We start from the raw sequence: 15960 nt of genomic DNA on the forward strand, positions 1-15960 counted from the left end.
ACAAGGTGTAAGCTTGGAGGAGCGCCATCATGTCGATCAATGTCGAAACCTACGCTGCCGAATGCGCCACAGCCGGCATGCGCGGCGACTATGCCCGCTGCCGGGACGATTTCACTGTTACCCAGAACCTCGACGCCTATGATGACGAAGACCGCGCCGTCTGGAAGACGCTCGCCGATCGGCAGCGCGCCTTGACTCAGGAGCTTGCCCACCACTCCTATCTCGCCGGCCTTGAAGCGCTCGGGATCCTCGACGACATCCCGGACTTCGCCGAAGTCAGCCGCAGGCTATCCGCTGCCACCGGGTGGACGCTGGTCGCGGTGCCGGGGCTCATCCCGGCTGAGCCCTTCTTCAGGCATCTGTCCGAGCGCCGGTTTCCCGTCACGGACTGGCTCCGCAGCCGCGACGAATTGGATTACATCGTCGAGCCCGACATGTTTCACGACTTTTTCGGTCATGTGCCGATCCTGATGCAGCCGGAATTTGCCGATTTCATGCAGATGTATGGTGAAACGGCGCTGTCAGTGATGGCTGCCGGCGGCGACGAGATGATCACGCGGCTCTATTGGTACACGGCCGAGTACGGCCTGATCCAGGAAGAGGGTGGGCCGCTGAAGGCCTTCGGAGCCGGGTTGATGTCCTCGGCAACCGAGTTGCGCTTCGCGCTCGAGAGCCCGGACGCGAACCACGTTCCGATGGATATCGAAACCATCATGCGCACGGGCTACGAGATCGACAGCTTCCAGCGGGTCTATTTCGTGCTGCCGTCTTTCGAGGCGCTGCGCCAGGCCATGCGCGACGCCGACATCGCGGGGATCATCGCCAGATACGTTGGCGAAAAGGCCATCGATCCGTCGACGCTGCGTCGGTAGGTTTGAACCGGCTGAAAACGCCTCGTCACTCGGGCAGGGCGGCGAGGAAGGCCCGCACCACGCGGGCCGAATTGTCGGACGCGATCTGCATGAAGGTCGCCATCTCGTTCTCGCTCGGACCGCCACCGGCGAGGTCCGATACCGATCGAAACGCGATGAAGGGAACGTCGTTGGCGTAGGCCACATGCGCGACGGCCGCACTCTCCATATCGAGCACATTGGCGCCGAAGGTCTCGAACACATAGTCGCGGAAGGCGCCGTTATCGACAAATGCCTGGCCCGAGACGCCGCTGCCGCCCACGCGAATGGTCGGCTGCTCGCTGAGGCAGGTGTCGTCGCTGGTGCACAGTTGCAGCGTGACGGCGTTTGTGAGCTGACGCGCGGTTTCGAACAGCGCGCCATCGACCTGAAACCAGAAGTGCTCTTCCATCTCGCCACCCGCGCGCGCGACATCCACCTCGCGTGGAAAGATCATCCCGTAATTGGGAAACGGCGTCTCGATGAAGCTTGGCGGTGTGAAGCCCTCATCGGTTTCGCGCGCGAACACCGCTTCCAAATATTGCGCCCAGCGTTCCGGCACGACGACGTCGCCGATCGATTGCTGCGGATCGACACCGCCTGCGATGCCGGAAAAGACGATCTCCCTCAGGTTGAAATGATCGATCGCGATCTGTGCCGTCATCGCCGCATTGACCATACTGACGCCGCTCAGAAACAGAACGACGCGGCGCCCTTCAATGCGCCCCGTGACGAATTCGACGCCTGCGATCTCATATTCTTCGCGCTCGATCAGCGCCTCCTGCAGCGCCAGCCACTCCGGCTCGAAGGCTGAGACGACGGCCGTGCGCGGCGCTTCGTCGAGGGGCCGGGCGTCCTGTGCGAGAGCGGCGGTCGATGGCAGCGCAGCAAGGGCCATAAGAGGAGATGTGAGGATCAGGGCAGTGCGCAGGACAGACTTCACTATGGGACGCTCCGAAATAAGAGTGTGCGGCAAGTTTGGGCGGATGATCCCAACCAAGCCCTAACGCCGCAGCAGCGCAAGTCGATCCTCAACGATCTTCCCTTCTGATTGCCATCGGCAACGACCAGGTCGCTGCTCCCAGCGCAACGGAACCTTCGACCCCGCGCAGTGCAGGCTTCGACAGTGTCGAGCGCAACTCTTGCCCCTCCCTCGCCGGCGTTCTGCTCCAGCCATTGGCTGCTGGCATGCCATTTGGAAATCGGCCGCCTGGTCGTGCACCGAGCTTCGGATAAGCGACCGATCGCCCGTCAGAGGCTCAAGCAGCCATGCTCGTCCGCTCCGCCATCACCCGGTAGGAAATTGCCTCGGCCAGGTGAATGCGGCCGACTGCCGGCTTGCCATCGAGATCGGCCAGCGTGCGCGCGACCTTCAAGATCCGGTGGTAGGCGCGTGCCGAAAAGGCCATGCGTTCGGCCGCCTCCGACAGAAGCGCGCGCCCCGCGCTGTCGATCGCCGCGACGGTTTCCACCAGTGCTGTCGGACATTGTGCGTTGGCAGTCACGCCGGTAACGCCAAGTTCGCCGTAGCGATGGCGCTGCAGGTCACGCGCCCGTGCCACCCGCTCCGCAACGGTCGCGCTCGTCTCCGCGACGGTCGGGCGGATGAGATCGGCGGCTGATACGGCGGGCACGTCGATGCGAATATCGATCCTGTCCATCAGCGGGCCGGAAATACGTGCCTGATAGTCGCCCGCGCAACGCGGACCGCGCGCGCAAACGTGGCCAGGTTCACCGGCCATGCCGCAGCGACACGGGTTCATCGCCGCCACGAGCTGAATGCGGGCCGGATAGCTGATCCGGTGGTTCGCCCGGGCGATCACGCACTGGCCTGTTTCCAATGGCTGGCGCAGACTGTCGAGCACCTGCGGCGTGAATTCCGGAAACTCGTCGAGAAACAGCACGCCATGATGGGCAAGCGACATCTCGCCCGGCCGCGCCTTGAACCCGCCGCCGACCATCGCCGCCATGGAGGCCGAGTGATGCGGTGCGCGAAACGGCCGACGATCCGAAAGCTTGCCACCGGCAAGCTTCCCGGCGATCGAATGCACCATGGACACTTCCAGCAGTTCCGCAGGCGGCAGCGGCGGCAGGATCGAGGGCAGACGTTCCGCCAGCATCGACTTGCCGGACCCGGGAGGCCCGACCATCAAGAGGTTGTGCCCGCCCGCAGCGGCCACTTCCAGCGCGCGTTTTGCCGTTTCCTGGCCCTTGATGTCGGATAGATCCGGCAGTCCGATTGCCGGCTGATGCAACGCAGGTTCCGGCCGAGACAGCACCTGGCTGCCGCGAAAATGATTGGCGAGCGCGATCAGGCTGCGCGGCGCAAGGATGTCGATGTAGGCACCCGCCCAGGCCGCTTCGGGGCCGCTTTCGGCCGGGCAGATCAGGCCCTTGCCGAGCGCGTTCGCGCCGATCGCCGCCGGCAGCACACCCGCGACAGGCGCAATCGTGCCATCGAGCGAAAGCTCGCCAAGAACGACGTAGTCATCCAGCGCATCGGCAGGGATGGCACCCAGCGCCGCCATCAGCGCCAGCGCGATCGGCAGATCGAAATGGCTGCCCTCCTTGGGCAGATCGGCGGGTGCGAGATTGAGCGTGATCTTCTTGGCGGGCAGGGCCAGACCGGACGCATGCAGCGCCGCCTGGACGCGTTCGCGGCTTTCCGCAACCGCCTTGTCGGGCAGCCCGACGATATGCATGCCGATCTTGCCCGGCGCCAGCATCGCCTGCACGTCGACGGGAACCGCCTCGATACCTTGGAACGACACCGTCCTGACGCGACTGACCATCCTGCACCGCCTCTCCAAACGATCCGATAGGGTCTATCGCATCGGCTCCAACAACTTCATGTTTTATTCGCCGCCCATGCAACTTGACATAGCAGAAAGAATAAAACAAGAACGTTTTCGGAACGATTGCAACTCATCGCACGTCACAGCTGGTCGGCGCGGTTGCAGTGGCGGAACAAACGGTGGTGGTCAGCGGCGCTTTTCGATCGCATCCCACATCAGGGCAGCGATGTCGGCACCGCCGAATTTGCGCACTTCGCGGATGCCGGTCGGCGAGGTGACGTTGATCTCGGTCATGACGTCGCCGATCACGTCGATGCCGACGAGAATGAAGCCGCGTTCGCGCAAGGCCGGCCCGATGCGTGCGCAGATTTCGCGTTCGCGATCGGTCAGCTCGGTCTTCACCGCCTTGCCGCCCACATGCATGTTGGAGCGGCTGTCGTGCTCCGCCGGCACGCGGTTGATGGCGCCGACCGGTTCGCCGTCGATGAGGATGATGCGCTTGTCGCCCTCACGCACCTTCGGCAGGTAGCGCTGCGCGATGATCGGCTCGCGGAACATCTGGGTGAACATTTCCAGGAGCGACGAGAGGTTGCGATCGCCCTCGGCCAGGTGAAAGACGCCAGCGCCGCCATTGCCGTAGAGCGGCTTCAGGATGATGTCGCCCATCTCTTCGCGAAACGCGCGAATTTCCGCCCAGTCGCGGGTGATCAGCGTTTCGGGCATCAGGTCCGGAAACTCCGTCACGAAAATCTTCTCGGGCGAATTGCGCACCCAGGCCGGATCGTTGACGACGAGCGTCTGCGGATGGATGCGCTCCAGAAGGTGCGTCGAGGTGATATAGGCCATGTCGAACGGCGGATCCTGGCGCAAGAGCACCACGTCCATGGTCGAAAGGTCGGTGCGCACGGGCTCGCCCAGCGTGTAATGCGCGCCCTTCTCGTCCTTCACCGTCATCGGTTCGATGCGGGCAAACACCTTGCCGTCGCGCAGCGTCAAGAGGTCGGGCGTGTAATGATAAAGCTCGTGGCCGCGCGCTTGCGCCTCGAGACACATGGCGAAGGTGGAGTCGCCTTCGATGTTGATCGACTGCACATGGTCCATCTGGACCGCCACTTTCAACAACTTCGCCATTCTCGATTGTCCCTGCTTTGCGTTGTCGTTCAGATAGTGCGCGGGTGCCCTCAAGCGCAACTGTCCAGTGGTGTTGATCTCAAAACGCGTCGGCGAAGTGCCGGGGCCAGCGCCACGGCGTGATCGCAACGATGTCGTAGCGATAGGAGACGCGGGAGAGATCGACGCCGCGCTTCATCTGTGCCGCGATCCAAAGGTCGCTCGCACTGCGGATCCGCGTCGCCGTCATATGGGAGACCGCGTCGATTGCCGCGCGTTCGTCACTCCGTGCCTTCACTTCGACGAAGGCGATGATGGCGCCGCGTTTCACGATCAGGTCGATCTCGCCGAGCCGCGTCCTGTGGCGCCGCGCGAGGATCCTGTAGCCGCGAAGCTGCAGCGAGAACGCGGCGAGCGCTTCCGCCAGATGACCGCGCCGCTCGGCTTCCTGCCGCGACATCGGCTGCTCCCGCCGCTCACGCGGAGCACGCATCGGCCGTCAGCCCTTCTTCATCTCGAGCAACCGCGCGTAAAGGTCCTTGCGCGGCAGGCCTGTCAGTTTCGCCGCTTCCGTCGCGGCTTTCGCCGGCGGCATCGTGCGCACCAGATCGTCCAGCAGCGCCTGCGGATCGATGTCGCTGGCCTCCTCCTCAAAAGGTGCGATCAGAAACACGATCTCGCCTTTAACATTGCCTGAGGAAGCATAGTGCTGAGCCAGTTCGTCAAGCGTGCCCCGCCGCGTCTCCTCGAACGTCTTGGTCAGCTCGCGACAAACGGCGGCCGGACGATTTTCGCCCAGAACCTCGGCCGCATCGACGAGAGCATCTGCGATCCGGTGGGGTGATTCAAAGAAGATCAGCGTGGCGGGCATGCGCTGCAGCGCCCCCAACCGGTCGCGGCGCGCTTTCGATTTCTGCGGCAGGAAGCCGGCAAAGAGAAAGCTGTCGCTCGGCATGCCGGAAGCGGTCAGCGCCGCAAGCGGTGCCGAAGCGCCAGGTATCGGCACCACGCGGTGGCCCGCGGCAAGTGCGCTCTCCACCAGCCTGAAGCCCGGGTCTGAAACGAGCGGCGTTCCGGCATCGGAAACCAGCGCCACGCTTTGCCCGGCATCGAGCGCCGCCATCAGTCGCTCGCCGGCGGCTTGCGCATTGTGCTCGTGATAGGCAAAGGGCCGGCGGCGAATGCCGTAGCGCTCCAGCAAAACGCGGGTTACGCGCGTGTCCTCGCAGGCGAGCAGATCCGCCGCCGCCAGCGTCTCCAGAGCGCGAAGGGTGATGTCGCCGAGATTGCCGATCGGCGTGGAAACGAGATAGAGCGCCGGCTCCACCGGCCGCGCCTTGATCTCTGTCGTGCCGATGGTGAAGGCCGGCGCGGGCCTGCCGTCGCGGGTAGCGGCTTCGCCGTCCGTAGGGTCGGTGTCTGCGGGGCCGCTCTCGTCTGGTCGCACCATGTCTCATCCTTCGCCTGCAGACCCGCAGGCCGTCGACAATGGTTCTGCGTCATCGCAAGGCCGGCGCGCAAGCCCAAAGGCATTTGCGACCCGGCGCGGCGCACTCAGTCGCCGGCGCGAATGCGGCTTTCGGCGGTCTTCCAGGACAATTCGGTGGTCCGCGCGATCAGCGCTTCCACAAGCGCGAACATGGCGGTGTTCGCGTCCCAGATGCGGTCGATCGAGACCCGGCACGGCAGCACGATCTTGGAGAAGCGCGAAATCGGCGAAATCCATTCATCCGTCACAAGAATGGTGAAGGCGCGCGCTGCCTTCAGCTGGCGCGCCGTTTCCAGCAAATCGTCGTCATAGCGGCGCATGTCGAACAGCACGACGACATCACCCGCCTTGATGTCCAGCAACTGGTCGGCCCGGTTGGCGATCCGCCCGTCAAGCCTGCGCACGCCGGGCCGCGCGCGCCTGAGATGCGCTTCCATGTACATGGCGAGCGCGTCGGTGAAGCGGCCGCCGGCGAGATGGCATGCATGGCGGCTGTCGGCGAGCTTGCGGGATGCGGCCTCGAATTCGGATGCGGGGATGCGCTCGGCCGTCGCCCGCATGATCTCCGCGGTCTGCTCGAAGAACCGGTCGAGAAACCGCTCGCTCTCCTGGCGCGGCACCTCGAAACTGCGCTGCAGCGGTGATTTCGTGCGCTCGTCCAGTTCGGTGCGCAGCGCGCGCTGAAAATCCGGATAGGAGCGAAAGCCCAGCCGGGAAATGAAGCGCAACACCGTTGCGGCACTTGCACCTGCCGCCGTGCCAAACTCTGCAACCGGCGCCAGCCCGATCGTCGGATAATTCGCCAGCAGCGTCCGCGCTGCGCGCTTCTCGGCGGATGTCAGTGCGTCCATCGTGGCATGAACGGTGGTCTCGACCGTCGCCGGAATGCTCACCGCCATTCTGAAATTCTCGTTTCAGTGTTGACACATATTCGGTTTCCCGAATTACTGTACCAGTAAAGGGGGTGTTGGGGCATGTCCACCGAGAAAGCCGTCGACGTCGTGAATGCCGAAGGGTCTTCGCCCTTCGTACTCGTCTGCGACCATGCCTCGAACCGGCTGCCGGCACGCTACGGAACGCTCGGCCTCACACCTGAAGAACTGAAGAGCCACATCGCCTGGGATCCGGGCGCGCAGGCGGTCAGCCTCGCTATGGTCGAAGCGCTCGATGCGCCGCTCGTCCAGTCGACCGTGTCGCGTCTCATCATCGACTGCAACCGCGATCTCGATGCGCCGGATCTGATCTGGACGTTGTCGGAACGCACCCGCATCGCCGCCAATGAGAACCTCGATCCGCAGGAGCGCCAGTTCCGCATCGATGCCTATCACCGGCCCTTCCACGAGGCGATCGACGCGGTGATCGCGAAGCGTTTGGCGAGAGGACAGGAAACCGTTCTGGTCTGCATGCACTCCTTCACGCCGGTCTATCACGGCGTGCCGCGCCCCTGGCCGATCGGGCTGATCCACGGCGTCGATACCCGGTTCACCCGCGCCGTCGCCGATGCTCTGGCGGCAGACGACCCCACGCTGAATGTCGGGTGGAACGAGCCCTATGCGGCGCTGAACGGCGTCACGCTGACGCTCGAAAAACACGGCGATGCGAAGGGTCTTGCTGCCGTCATGGTCGAAATCCGAAATGACGAGATCGCCGATCCCGCGGGCGTTGCCGATTGGGCCGGTCGGCTCGGACGCGCGTTGCACGCCGCCCATGCAAGCGGCGCTGCCGATCGCGCAGAGCCAGCTGCGCAATCCTCGCGTCAAAGGGAGGCGTGACCGGGATGCCGAAGCCGATCCGCGCCTTTGTCCGGGTGGTCGATGCCATCAACAGGGTCGTCGGCCGCTTCGCCATGTACCTGCTCTTCGTGCTGGCCGCGATCCTGCTCTATTCCACGCTCTCGCGCGTCATCATCGGCACGCCGGTCAACTGGTCGCTGGAGATGAGCCAGTTCGTCCTCTCGGCCTATTATCTGCTCGGCGGCGCCTACACGATGCAGAATGACGGCCATGTCCGCATGGACCTCTTCTACAGCAAGCTGACGCCGCAGAAGCGGGCCGTCACCGATGCCTTCACGATCCTGTTCGTGCTCTTCTATCTGGGCGTCCTTCTCATGGGCGGCCTGTCGAGCACGGCCTATTCCATCGAATACGGGCAGAAGAACTACACGTCCTGGGCGCCACCCCTGTGGCCGATCAAGGTGATCATGACGCTCGGCATCTTCCTCATGCTCCTTCAGGCGATCTCGTCCTTCTTCAAGGATGTCGCCATGGCGCGCGGAAAGCCGATCGCATGAGCTCGGAACTGATCACGCTCTTCATGTTCTCCACCATGATGGTGCTGCTCCTGACCGGGCAGCGCGTCTTCGGCGTCATCGGCTTCGTCGGCGCGGCTGCAGCACTCTGGCTATGGGGGCAGGGCTCGTCGGAGCTGCCGTTCAACGCGGCGTTTCAGGTGTTGAACTGGTATCCGCTGATCACCGTGCCGCTCTTCGTCTTCATGGGCTTCGTGTTTTCCGAATCCGGCATCGCCAGCAATCTCTACCGCATGTTCCACGTCTGGTTCGGCGGCATGCGCGGTGGTCTGGCGCTCGGCACCATCGGGCTCATGGTGCTGATTTCCTGCATGAACGGCCTGTCCGTCGCCGGCATGGCGATCGGAGCGACGGTTGCCCTGCCGGAGCTTCTGCGCCGGGGCTACAACAAGGTCATGGTCACCGGCGTCGTCCAGGCCGGCAGCTCGCTTGGCATCCTCATCCCGCCCTCGGTCGTGCTCGTGCTCTACGCCATGATCGCGCGCCAGCCCGTGCTGCAGCTCTGGCTCGCCGGCATCCTGCCCGGGCTTTTGATGGCGACGCTCTTCTGCATCTACATCTATGTCCGCTGCCGGCTTCAGCCGGAGCTTGCGCCGGCCATGCCCGCGGAAGAGCGCTCGGCCATCACGAAATCGGAGAAGATGCGCCTACTCGGAGCGGGCTTCCTGCCGCTGGTCGTTTTCGGCACCATGATGGGCCTCTTCATCAGCGGCGTCACGAGCCTGGTGGAAAGCTCCGCCGTCGGCGCTCTCCTGGCCGTACTGGCCGCCGCCGTGTCGCGAAAGCTCACCTGGAAGGTCATCGACGATTCAACGCGCAACACGCTGACCATCTCCTGCATGTTCCTCTGGATCATCCTGGCCGCACTCTGCTTCGGTGCGGTCTATGATGGGCTGGGCGCCGTGCGCGCCATCGAAAACCTGCTCCTGAACACCTGGGAGCTGGACCGCTGGACGATCCTGATTCTCATGCTCCTGTCCTTCGTGGTGATGGGCATGTTCCTCGACGATACGGCCATGCTCGTCATCGTCGCGCCGCTCTATATCCCGCTCGTTATCGGGCTTGATTTCAACGCCATCTGGTTCGGCATTCTCTACACGATCACCTGCCAGATCGCCTACATCACCCCGCCTTTCGGCTACAATCTCTTCCTGATGCGCGCCATGGCGCCGCCGGAGATCACGCTTGCCGACATCTATCGATCGATCGTGCCCTTCGTCGGGCTGATGGTGCTCACCATCGTCATCCTGATGATCTTCCCCGAAATTGCGCTTTGGCTGCCGGGCCTCTGGTCCGCCCGCTGACTGAGAACCAACGGAGAGGCCTTACGCCCACAAGCACGGCGACGAGATACGGCAAATGACCGTCCGACGAACGGGCGGCGAAAAGATCAGGAACCGAAAGAGGGAAAATCGACATGAGTGACAATACGAAGTTCACCAAGCGACAATTCATCAAGCGGGCGGGTCTGGTGACTGCCGGTGGCGTATCGGCCTCCACGCTCGCCGCGCCCTACGTCAAGGCACAGAGCCCGATCCGCTGGCGCCTGCAGACCTATGCCGGCCCGGCACTCGCCGAGCATGTGGTGAAGCCGGCAATCGACGCGTTCAACACGGCCGCCAACGGCGAAATGGTCATCGAACTCTTCACCGCCGACCAGCTCGTGCCGCAGGGCGAACTCTTCCGCGCCGTGCAGCGGGGCACGATCGATGCCTGCCAGTCGGACGATGATTCCATGGCGTCTCCGGTCGACGTCTCGGTCTTCGGGGCGTACTTCCCGTTTGCATCGCGCTACGGCCTCGACGTGCCGGTGCTCTGGAACTGGTACGGCCTGAAGGAGATCTGGGAAGAAGCCTACGGCGAGATCGAAGGCGTCACCTGGCTGTCTGCCGGTGCGTGGGATCCCTGCAACTTCGTCACCACCAAGCCGATCCGCAGCGTCGATGATCTGAACGGCCTGCGCGTCTTCACCTTCCCGACGGGCGGGCGCTTCCTCACCCGCTTCGGTGTCGTGCCGGTCACGCTGCCCTGGGAAGACATTGAAGTCGCGATCCAGACCGGCGAAATCGATGGCGTCGCCTGGTGCGGCGCGACCGAAGCCTACACAGTCGGCTGGGCGGACGTGACCCAGTACTACCTTACCAACAACATCAACGGCGCCTGGGCCGGCTCGTTCTTCGCGAACACCGATCGCTGGAACGAATTGCCGGAGCATCTGAAGACGCTCTTCAACATGGCGATGGACAGCTCCCACTACTATCGCCAGCACTGGTACTGGTGGGGCGAGGCGCACTACCGCACGACCGGCGGCAAGCTTGAACTCACCACCATTCCGGAAGCGGAGTGGAAGCGCGTCGAAGACGAGGCACTGGCCTTTTGGGACGAGGTGGCCCAGGAAAGCGACCGCAGCGCCCGCGTCGTGGAAATCCTGAAAAACTACGCCGAGACGATGCGCAACGCAGGCGCACCGTACCGCTACACCTAACAGGCGTCACGACAATCGACCCGGCGGCTTCAATCGAGGCCGCCGGGTCTCGCAAATCAAAAAGACCAACCGGAACCGCGTGAGGGAGAGTGCCGATGGCCGCCTATGATCTGAAAACGCTGAAGGCCGACATCAAGTCGGGCGACATCGACACCGTGCTCGTCTGCTTCCCCGACATGCAGGGCCGCCTGATCGGCAAGCGTTTCCAGGCGGAATTCTTCGTCGAAGGCGCACTCGACGAGACGCATGGCTGCGATTACCTGCTCGCCAACGACATCGATATGGAGCCGGTGCCCGGCTACGACGTCGCCAACTGGCAGCGCGGCTACGGCGATTTTGTCATGAAGCCGGATCTTGCCACGCTGATGAAGGCGCACTGGCTGGAAGGCACCGCGATCGTTCTGTGCGATCTCGTCGATCACCACCATCACGACCCCGTGCCGCATTCACCGCGCGCCATCCTGAAGACGCAGCTCGAGCGGCTTGATGCGCTGGGCCTCACGGCAAACTTCGCCTCAGAGCTCGAATTCTACCTCTTCGACGAGGACTACCGCACGATCCACGAGAAGGGGTTCCGTGGCCTCAAGACGGCCGGCTACTACATCGAGGACTACCACATCTTCCAGACCACCAAGGAAGAGCCGGTGATGCGCGAAATCCGTCGCAAGCTGCAGGCGTCCGGCATCCCGATCGAAAACTCCAAGGGCGAATGGGGCCCGGGCCAGGAAGAAATCAACGTCCGCTATGCCGACGCGCTGACCATGGCCGATCGCCACGTCGTGATGAAGAACGCCATCAAGGAAATCGCCTACGCCCAGGGCAAGGCCGTCACCTTCATGGCCAAGTGGGATTACGGTCTCGCCGGTTCATCGAGCCACGTGCACATGTCGCTCGCGAGAGACGGCAAGAACGCGTTCATCGATGCCAACGACACGCTCGGCATGTCGAAGCTGATGAAGCACTATGTGGCGGGCCTTCTCAAATACGCCGCCGACATCACCGTGCTGCTCGCGCCCTATGTGAACTCCTACAAGCGCTTCCAGGCCGGCACCTTCGCCCCCACCAAGGCGATCTGGAGCGGCGACAATCGCACGGCGGGCTTCAGGCTTTGCGGCGAAAACACCAAGGGCATCCGCATCGAATGCCGCATCGGCGGCGCCGATCTGAACCCCTATCTCGCCTATGCCGGCATGATCGCGGCCGGCCTCAAGGGCATCGAGGACGAACTCGAGCTCGAACCGCCCTATACGGGCGACGCCTATAGCGGCGAGAAACTGCCCGAAATCCCGAAAACGCTCCGCGCCGCCATCGCCGCCTTCCGCGGCTCCTCCATGCTGAAAGAGGCATTCGGCGAGCAGGTGATCTCCCACTACGCCCACACCGCCGATTGGGAACAGCTGGAATACGACCGCCGCGTGACCGATTGGGAAATCAAGCGCGGTTTCGAGCGGTGTTGAAAACTGTTGCGCGCCACCCCTTGGAGCGCGCCCGACATCGGAATAAGGCAATCGGCACTCTTTCGCGCGGCGCGGGCCGCGCTTTCTGCTGACAAGGAGCACTGTCCATGACCGAACTGGTCAAGCTGATTTCACCCGTGGATGGCTCCGTCTACGCCGAGCGGCCCTATGCCGAGCCGGCTACGATCGAGCGCGCCGTCGAAGCGGCGCTGGCCGCGCGGAAGGCGTGGCGTGAGACGACGCTTGGCGAACGCGCCAAGATCATGACGCATTTCGCCGACGCGCTCATCGCGATGAACGAGGAGATCGTGCCGGAACTCGCCTGGCAGATGGGCCGGCCGGTGCGCTACGGCGGTGAGAAAGGCGGCGTCGAGGAACGCGCCCGCCACATGATCGCCATTGCCGAAAAGGCGCTGGCGCCGATCGCACTGCCGGAAAAGCCGGGCTTCATCCGCCATATCGCGCGCGAACCCGTCGGCACGGTGCTGGTCATCGCGCCGTGGAACTATCCTTACCTCACCGCTGTCAATTCCATAGTCCCGGCGCTGATGGCCGGCAACGCCGTCATCCTGAAGCATGCGAGCCAGACGCTGCTGGTCGGCGAGCGCTTCCAGCTTGCCGCCGACCGCGCCGGCCTGCCGAAGGGGCTCTTCCAGAACCTCGTCCTCAGCCACCGCGACACCGAGAAGCTCATCGGCTCGGGCCGCATCGACCACATCGTGTTCACCGGCTCCGTCGAGGGCGGCCGCGCGATCGAGCGGGCAGCGGCGGGCACCTTTGCCACGCTCGGCCTCGAACTCGGCGGCAAGGATCCGGCCTTCGTTCGCGCGGATGCCGATCTCGACAAGACGGTCGACAATCTGGTCGATGGCGCCTTCTTCAATTCCGGCCAGAGCTGCTGCGGCATCGAGCGCATCTATGTGGACCGCGCGCTCTATCCCGAGTTCCTGGAGCGCTTCGTCGAAAGCGCAAAGGGCTGGAAGCTCGGCAACCCCTTCGATGCCGACACCGTCGTCGGCCCAATGGCGCGCGGTTCGTTCGCCGATCATGTGCGCGCCCAGACGGCGGAAGCGATCCGCAAGGGCGCGGTGACGCATCTCGATGGCCAGGATGATCGCGACCAGGAAGGTTCACCCTATCTCGCCCCGCAGGTCCTCTCCAACGTCGATCACCAGATGGCGGTGATGCGCGAGGAGAGCTTCGGTCCAGTCATCGGCATCATGCCGGTCGCCGACGACGAGGAGGCGGTCACGCTGATGAATGACAGCCCTTACGGTCTCACCGCCTCCATCTGGACACGCGATCTCGATGCCGCCGCAAGGCTCGGCGCGCGCGTGAAAACCGGTACCGTCTTTGCCAATCGCTGCGACTATCTCGATCCCGCGCTCGTCTGGACGGGCGTCAAGGACACCGGCAAGGGCGGCGCGCTGTCGGAGATCGGCTACCAGATGCTGACCCAACCGAAATCCTTCCATCTCAAGCAGATCTGAGTTCAAGACATGACCGTCAAAGCCAACTGGAACTACCCCACCGCCGTTCGTTTCGGCGCCGGTCGCATCGCCGAATTGCCCGACGCGCTGAAGGCGAGCGGCATATCGAAGCCGCTTCTCGTGACGGATGCGGGCCTTGCCAATCTGCCGGTCACGCAATCGACGCTGAAGATCCTGGAAGATGCCGGCATCCCCTGCGCTCTCTTTTCCGACGTGAAGCCGAACCCCATCGCCGCCAATGTCGAAGCCGGCATCAAGGTGCTGCGCGAAGGCGGCCATGACGGCGTCATCGCGTTCGGTGGCGGGTCGGGCCTCGACGCGGCCAAGGTCATCGCCTTCATGGCCGGCCAGACGCGGCCCATGTGGGACTTCGAGGACATCGGCGACTGGTGGACCCGCGCCGATCCGGCCGGCATCCTGCCGATTATCGCCGTGCCGACCACCGCCGGCACCGGCTCCGAAGTCGGCCGCGCCGGCGTCATTACCGATGAGACGACCCACACCAAGAAGGTGATCTTCCACCCGCTGATGATGCCGAAGATCGTCATCTGCGATCCCGAGCTTACCGTCGGCATGCCCCGCTTCATCACCATCGGCACGGGCTTCGATGCGCTGGCGCACTGTCTCGAAGCCTATTGCGCGCCCGGCTACCACCCGATGGCCGAGGGCATCGCGGTCGAAGGCATGCGCCTCGTCTTCGAAAACCTCGAGAAGGTCGCCGCCAACGCCAACGACATCGAGGCGCGCGGCCATCTGATGAGCGCCGCCGCCATGGGCGCCACGGCGTTCCAGAAGGGCCTCGGCGGCATCCACGCGCTCTCACACCCGGTCGGCGCGCTGTACGATACCCATCACGGCATGACGAACGCGGTCTTCATGCCCTACGTGCTCGTCGAGAACCGCGCAGCGATCGAGGATAAGATCGCAAGACTGGCGGCCTTCCTCGGCATGGAAGCCTCCTTCGATGCCTTCCTCGACGCCGTTCTCAAGCTGCGCAAGACGCTCGACGTGCCGCACACGCTCGGCGACTTCAAGGTGGGCACCGACAAGCGCGACCAGATCGCCGACATGGCGATCGTCGATCCGACCGCCGGCGGCAACCCGATCGAGCTGACGCGTGAGCGCGCGCTTTCGATCTTCGACCGCGCCGTCGACGGCAGCCTGTGAGCGAAACGGCCGGCGCCCTTGTCGCCGGCCGCCTTTCTGTGTCTTAAAGCAGCCAGACGAGCGCGCACGAAGGAAGGGCCAAAGCCATGGACGGCGTCACCATCATCGATCACCCGCTGGTGCAGCACAAACTCACGATCATGCGCTCAAAGGACACGTCGACGGCAAGCTTCCGCCGGCTGCTGCGCGAGATCTCGACGCTGCTCTGCTACGAGGTGACGCGCGATCTCGAACTCACCATGGAGACGATCGAGACGCCGCTGATGGAAATCCAGGCGCCGAAGCTTGAGGGCAAGAAGCTCGTCTTCGCCTCGATCCTGCGCGCCGGCAACGGCCTGCTGGAAGGCATGCTCGATCTCGTGCCATCGGCCCGCGTCGCCCACATTGGCGTCTACCGCGACCATGAGACGCTGGAAGCCATCGAATATTACTTCAAGGCGCCGGAAGACGTGGTCAACCGTCTCGTCATCGTCGTCGATCCGATGCTTGCGACTGGCAATTCCTCCATCGCCTCCATCGATAAGCTGAAGGAGCGCGGCGCGCGCAACATCCGCTTCCTCTGCCTGCTCGCGGCGCCTGAAGGCATCCGGAACTTTCAGGAAGCTCACCCCGACGTGCCGATCTATACGGCGTCCGTCGACAGCCATCTCAACGAAAAAGGCTACATCGTCCCCGGCCTCGGGGATGCCGGCGACCGCATGTACGGAACGAAATAGCGTCAAACCCGTCGACCGCGCTTTACGCTCCGTTGACTCCGATCGCAGGTGGT

The 15960-nt window shown here is 63.8% G+C and carries 15 protein-coding genes; 9 read left to right on the plus strand and 6 right to left on the minus strand.

Annotated features, from left to right (window positions below):
• The first annotated feature begins 29 nt into the window (after positions 1-29).
• Positions 30-872, plus strand: a complete 843-nt coding sequence (gene phhA / locus QQL76_RS17175) for a phenylalanine 4-monooxygenase (RefSeq protein ID WP_499208684.1) — start codon at positions 30-32, stop codon at positions 870-872.
• 25 nt (positions 873-897) lie between these two features.
• On the opposite strand, the gene QQL76_RS17180 is transcribed toward phhA, so the two are convergent.
• The 6 genes from QQL76_RS17180 to QQL76_RS17205 form a co-directional block, all read right to left on the minus strand.
• Positions 898-1833, minus strand: coding sequence for a 5'-methylthioadenosine/S-adenosylhomocysteine nucleosidase (locus QQL76_RS17180; RefSeq protein WP_499208685.1), 936 nt, complete (start codon positions 1831-1833; stop codon positions 898-900).
• A gap of 316 nt (positions 1834-2149) precedes the next feature.
• Complete coding sequence (locus QQL76_RS17185) at positions 2150-3682, minus strand: YifB family Mg chelatase-like AAA ATPase (RefSeq protein ID WP_499208686.1); 1533 nt, start codon at positions 3680-3682, stop codon at positions 2150-2152.
• Between the two features lie 189 nt (positions 3683-3871).
• Positions 3872-4816, minus strand: coding sequence for a glutathione synthase (gene gshB / locus QQL76_RS17190; RefSeq protein ID WP_499208687.1), 945 nt, complete (start codon positions 4814-4816; stop codon positions 3872-3874).
• Between the two features lie 79 nt (positions 4817-4895).
• On the minus strand, positions 4896-5288 hold the full coding sequence (locus QQL76_RS17195; protein ID WP_499208688.1) for a YraN family protein: 393 nt from the start codon (positions 5286-5288) through the stop codon (positions 4896-4898).
• Positions 5289-5294: 6 nt separating this feature from the next.
• Positions 5295-6245 (minus strand): 16S rRNA (cytidine(1402)-2'-O)-methyltransferase, encoded by a 951-nt coding sequence (rsmI, locus tag QQL76_RS17200; RefSeq protein ID WP_499208689.1) that lies wholly within the window; start codon positions 6243-6245, stop codon positions 5295-5297.
• Positions 6246-6349: 104 nt separating this feature from the next.
• Positions 6350-7183, minus strand: coding sequence for a MurR/RpiR family transcriptional regulator (locus QQL76_RS17205; RefSeq protein ID WP_499208690.1), 834 nt, complete (start codon positions 7181-7183; stop codon positions 6350-6352).
• A gap of 75 nt (positions 7184-7258) precedes the next feature.
• Here QQL76_RS17205 and QQL76_RS17210 point away from each other — a divergent pair, with 75 nt between their 5' ends.
• The 8 genes from QQL76_RS17210 to upp all read left to right on the plus strand — a co-directional run bounded on the left by QQL76_RS17210 (position 7259) and on the right by upp (position 15907).
• Positions 7259-8056 (plus strand): N-formylglutamate amidohydrolase, encoded by a 798-nt coding sequence (locus tag QQL76_RS17210; RefSeq protein ID WP_499208691.1) that lies wholly within the window; start codon positions 7259-7261, stop codon positions 8054-8056.
• 5 nt (positions 8057-8061) lie between these two features.
• Entirely contained in the window at positions 8062-8574 is a 513-nt protein-coding gene (locus QQL76_RS17215) for a TRAP transporter small permease subunit (protein ID WP_126007071.1), read from the plus strand.
• Entirely contained in the window at positions 8571-9896 is a 1326-nt protein-coding gene (locus QQL76_RS17220; protein WP_499208692.1) for a TRAP transporter large permease, read from the plus strand. Before QQL76_RS17215 ends, QQL76_RS17220 begins: the two co-directional genes overlap by 4 nt.
• Before the next feature lie 113 nt (positions 9897-10009).
• Positions 10010-11077, plus strand: a complete 1068-nt coding sequence (locus QQL76_RS17225; RefSeq protein ID WP_499208693.1) for a TRAP transporter substrate-binding protein — start codon at positions 10010-10012, stop codon at positions 11075-11077.
• Positions 11078-11172: 95 nt separating this feature from the next.
• Positions 11173-12534, plus strand: a complete 1362-nt coding sequence (locus QQL76_RS17230) for a glutamine synthetase family protein (RefSeq protein ID WP_499208694.1) — start codon at positions 11173-11175, stop codon at positions 12532-12534.
• A 107-nt stretch (positions 12535-12641) separates the two neighbouring features.
• A complete protein-coding gene (locus tag QQL76_RS17235) occupies positions 12642-14024 on the plus strand; it encodes an aldehyde dehydrogenase family protein (protein WP_499208695.1) in 1383 nt (460 codons plus the stop codon).
• A 9-nt stretch (positions 14025-14033) separates the two neighbouring features.
• A complete protein-coding gene (locus QQL76_RS17240; protein WP_499208696.1) occupies positions 14034-15191 on the plus strand; it encodes an iron-containing alcohol dehydrogenase in 1158 nt (385 codons plus the stop codon).
• Between the two features lie 86 nt (positions 15192-15277).
• On the plus strand, positions 15278-15907 hold the full coding sequence (gene upp / locus QQL76_RS17245) for a uracil phosphoribosyltransferase (RefSeq protein WP_126007059.1): 630 nt from the start codon (positions 15278-15280) through the stop codon (positions 15905-15907).
• Positions 15908-15960: the final 53 nt, after the last annotated feature.

This window comes from Rhizobium albus (assembly GCA_030160035.1).
Taxonomy (GTDB): domain Bacteria; phylum Pseudomonadota; class Alphaproteobacteria; order Rhizobiales; family Rhizobiaceae; genus Georhizobium; species Georhizobium albus.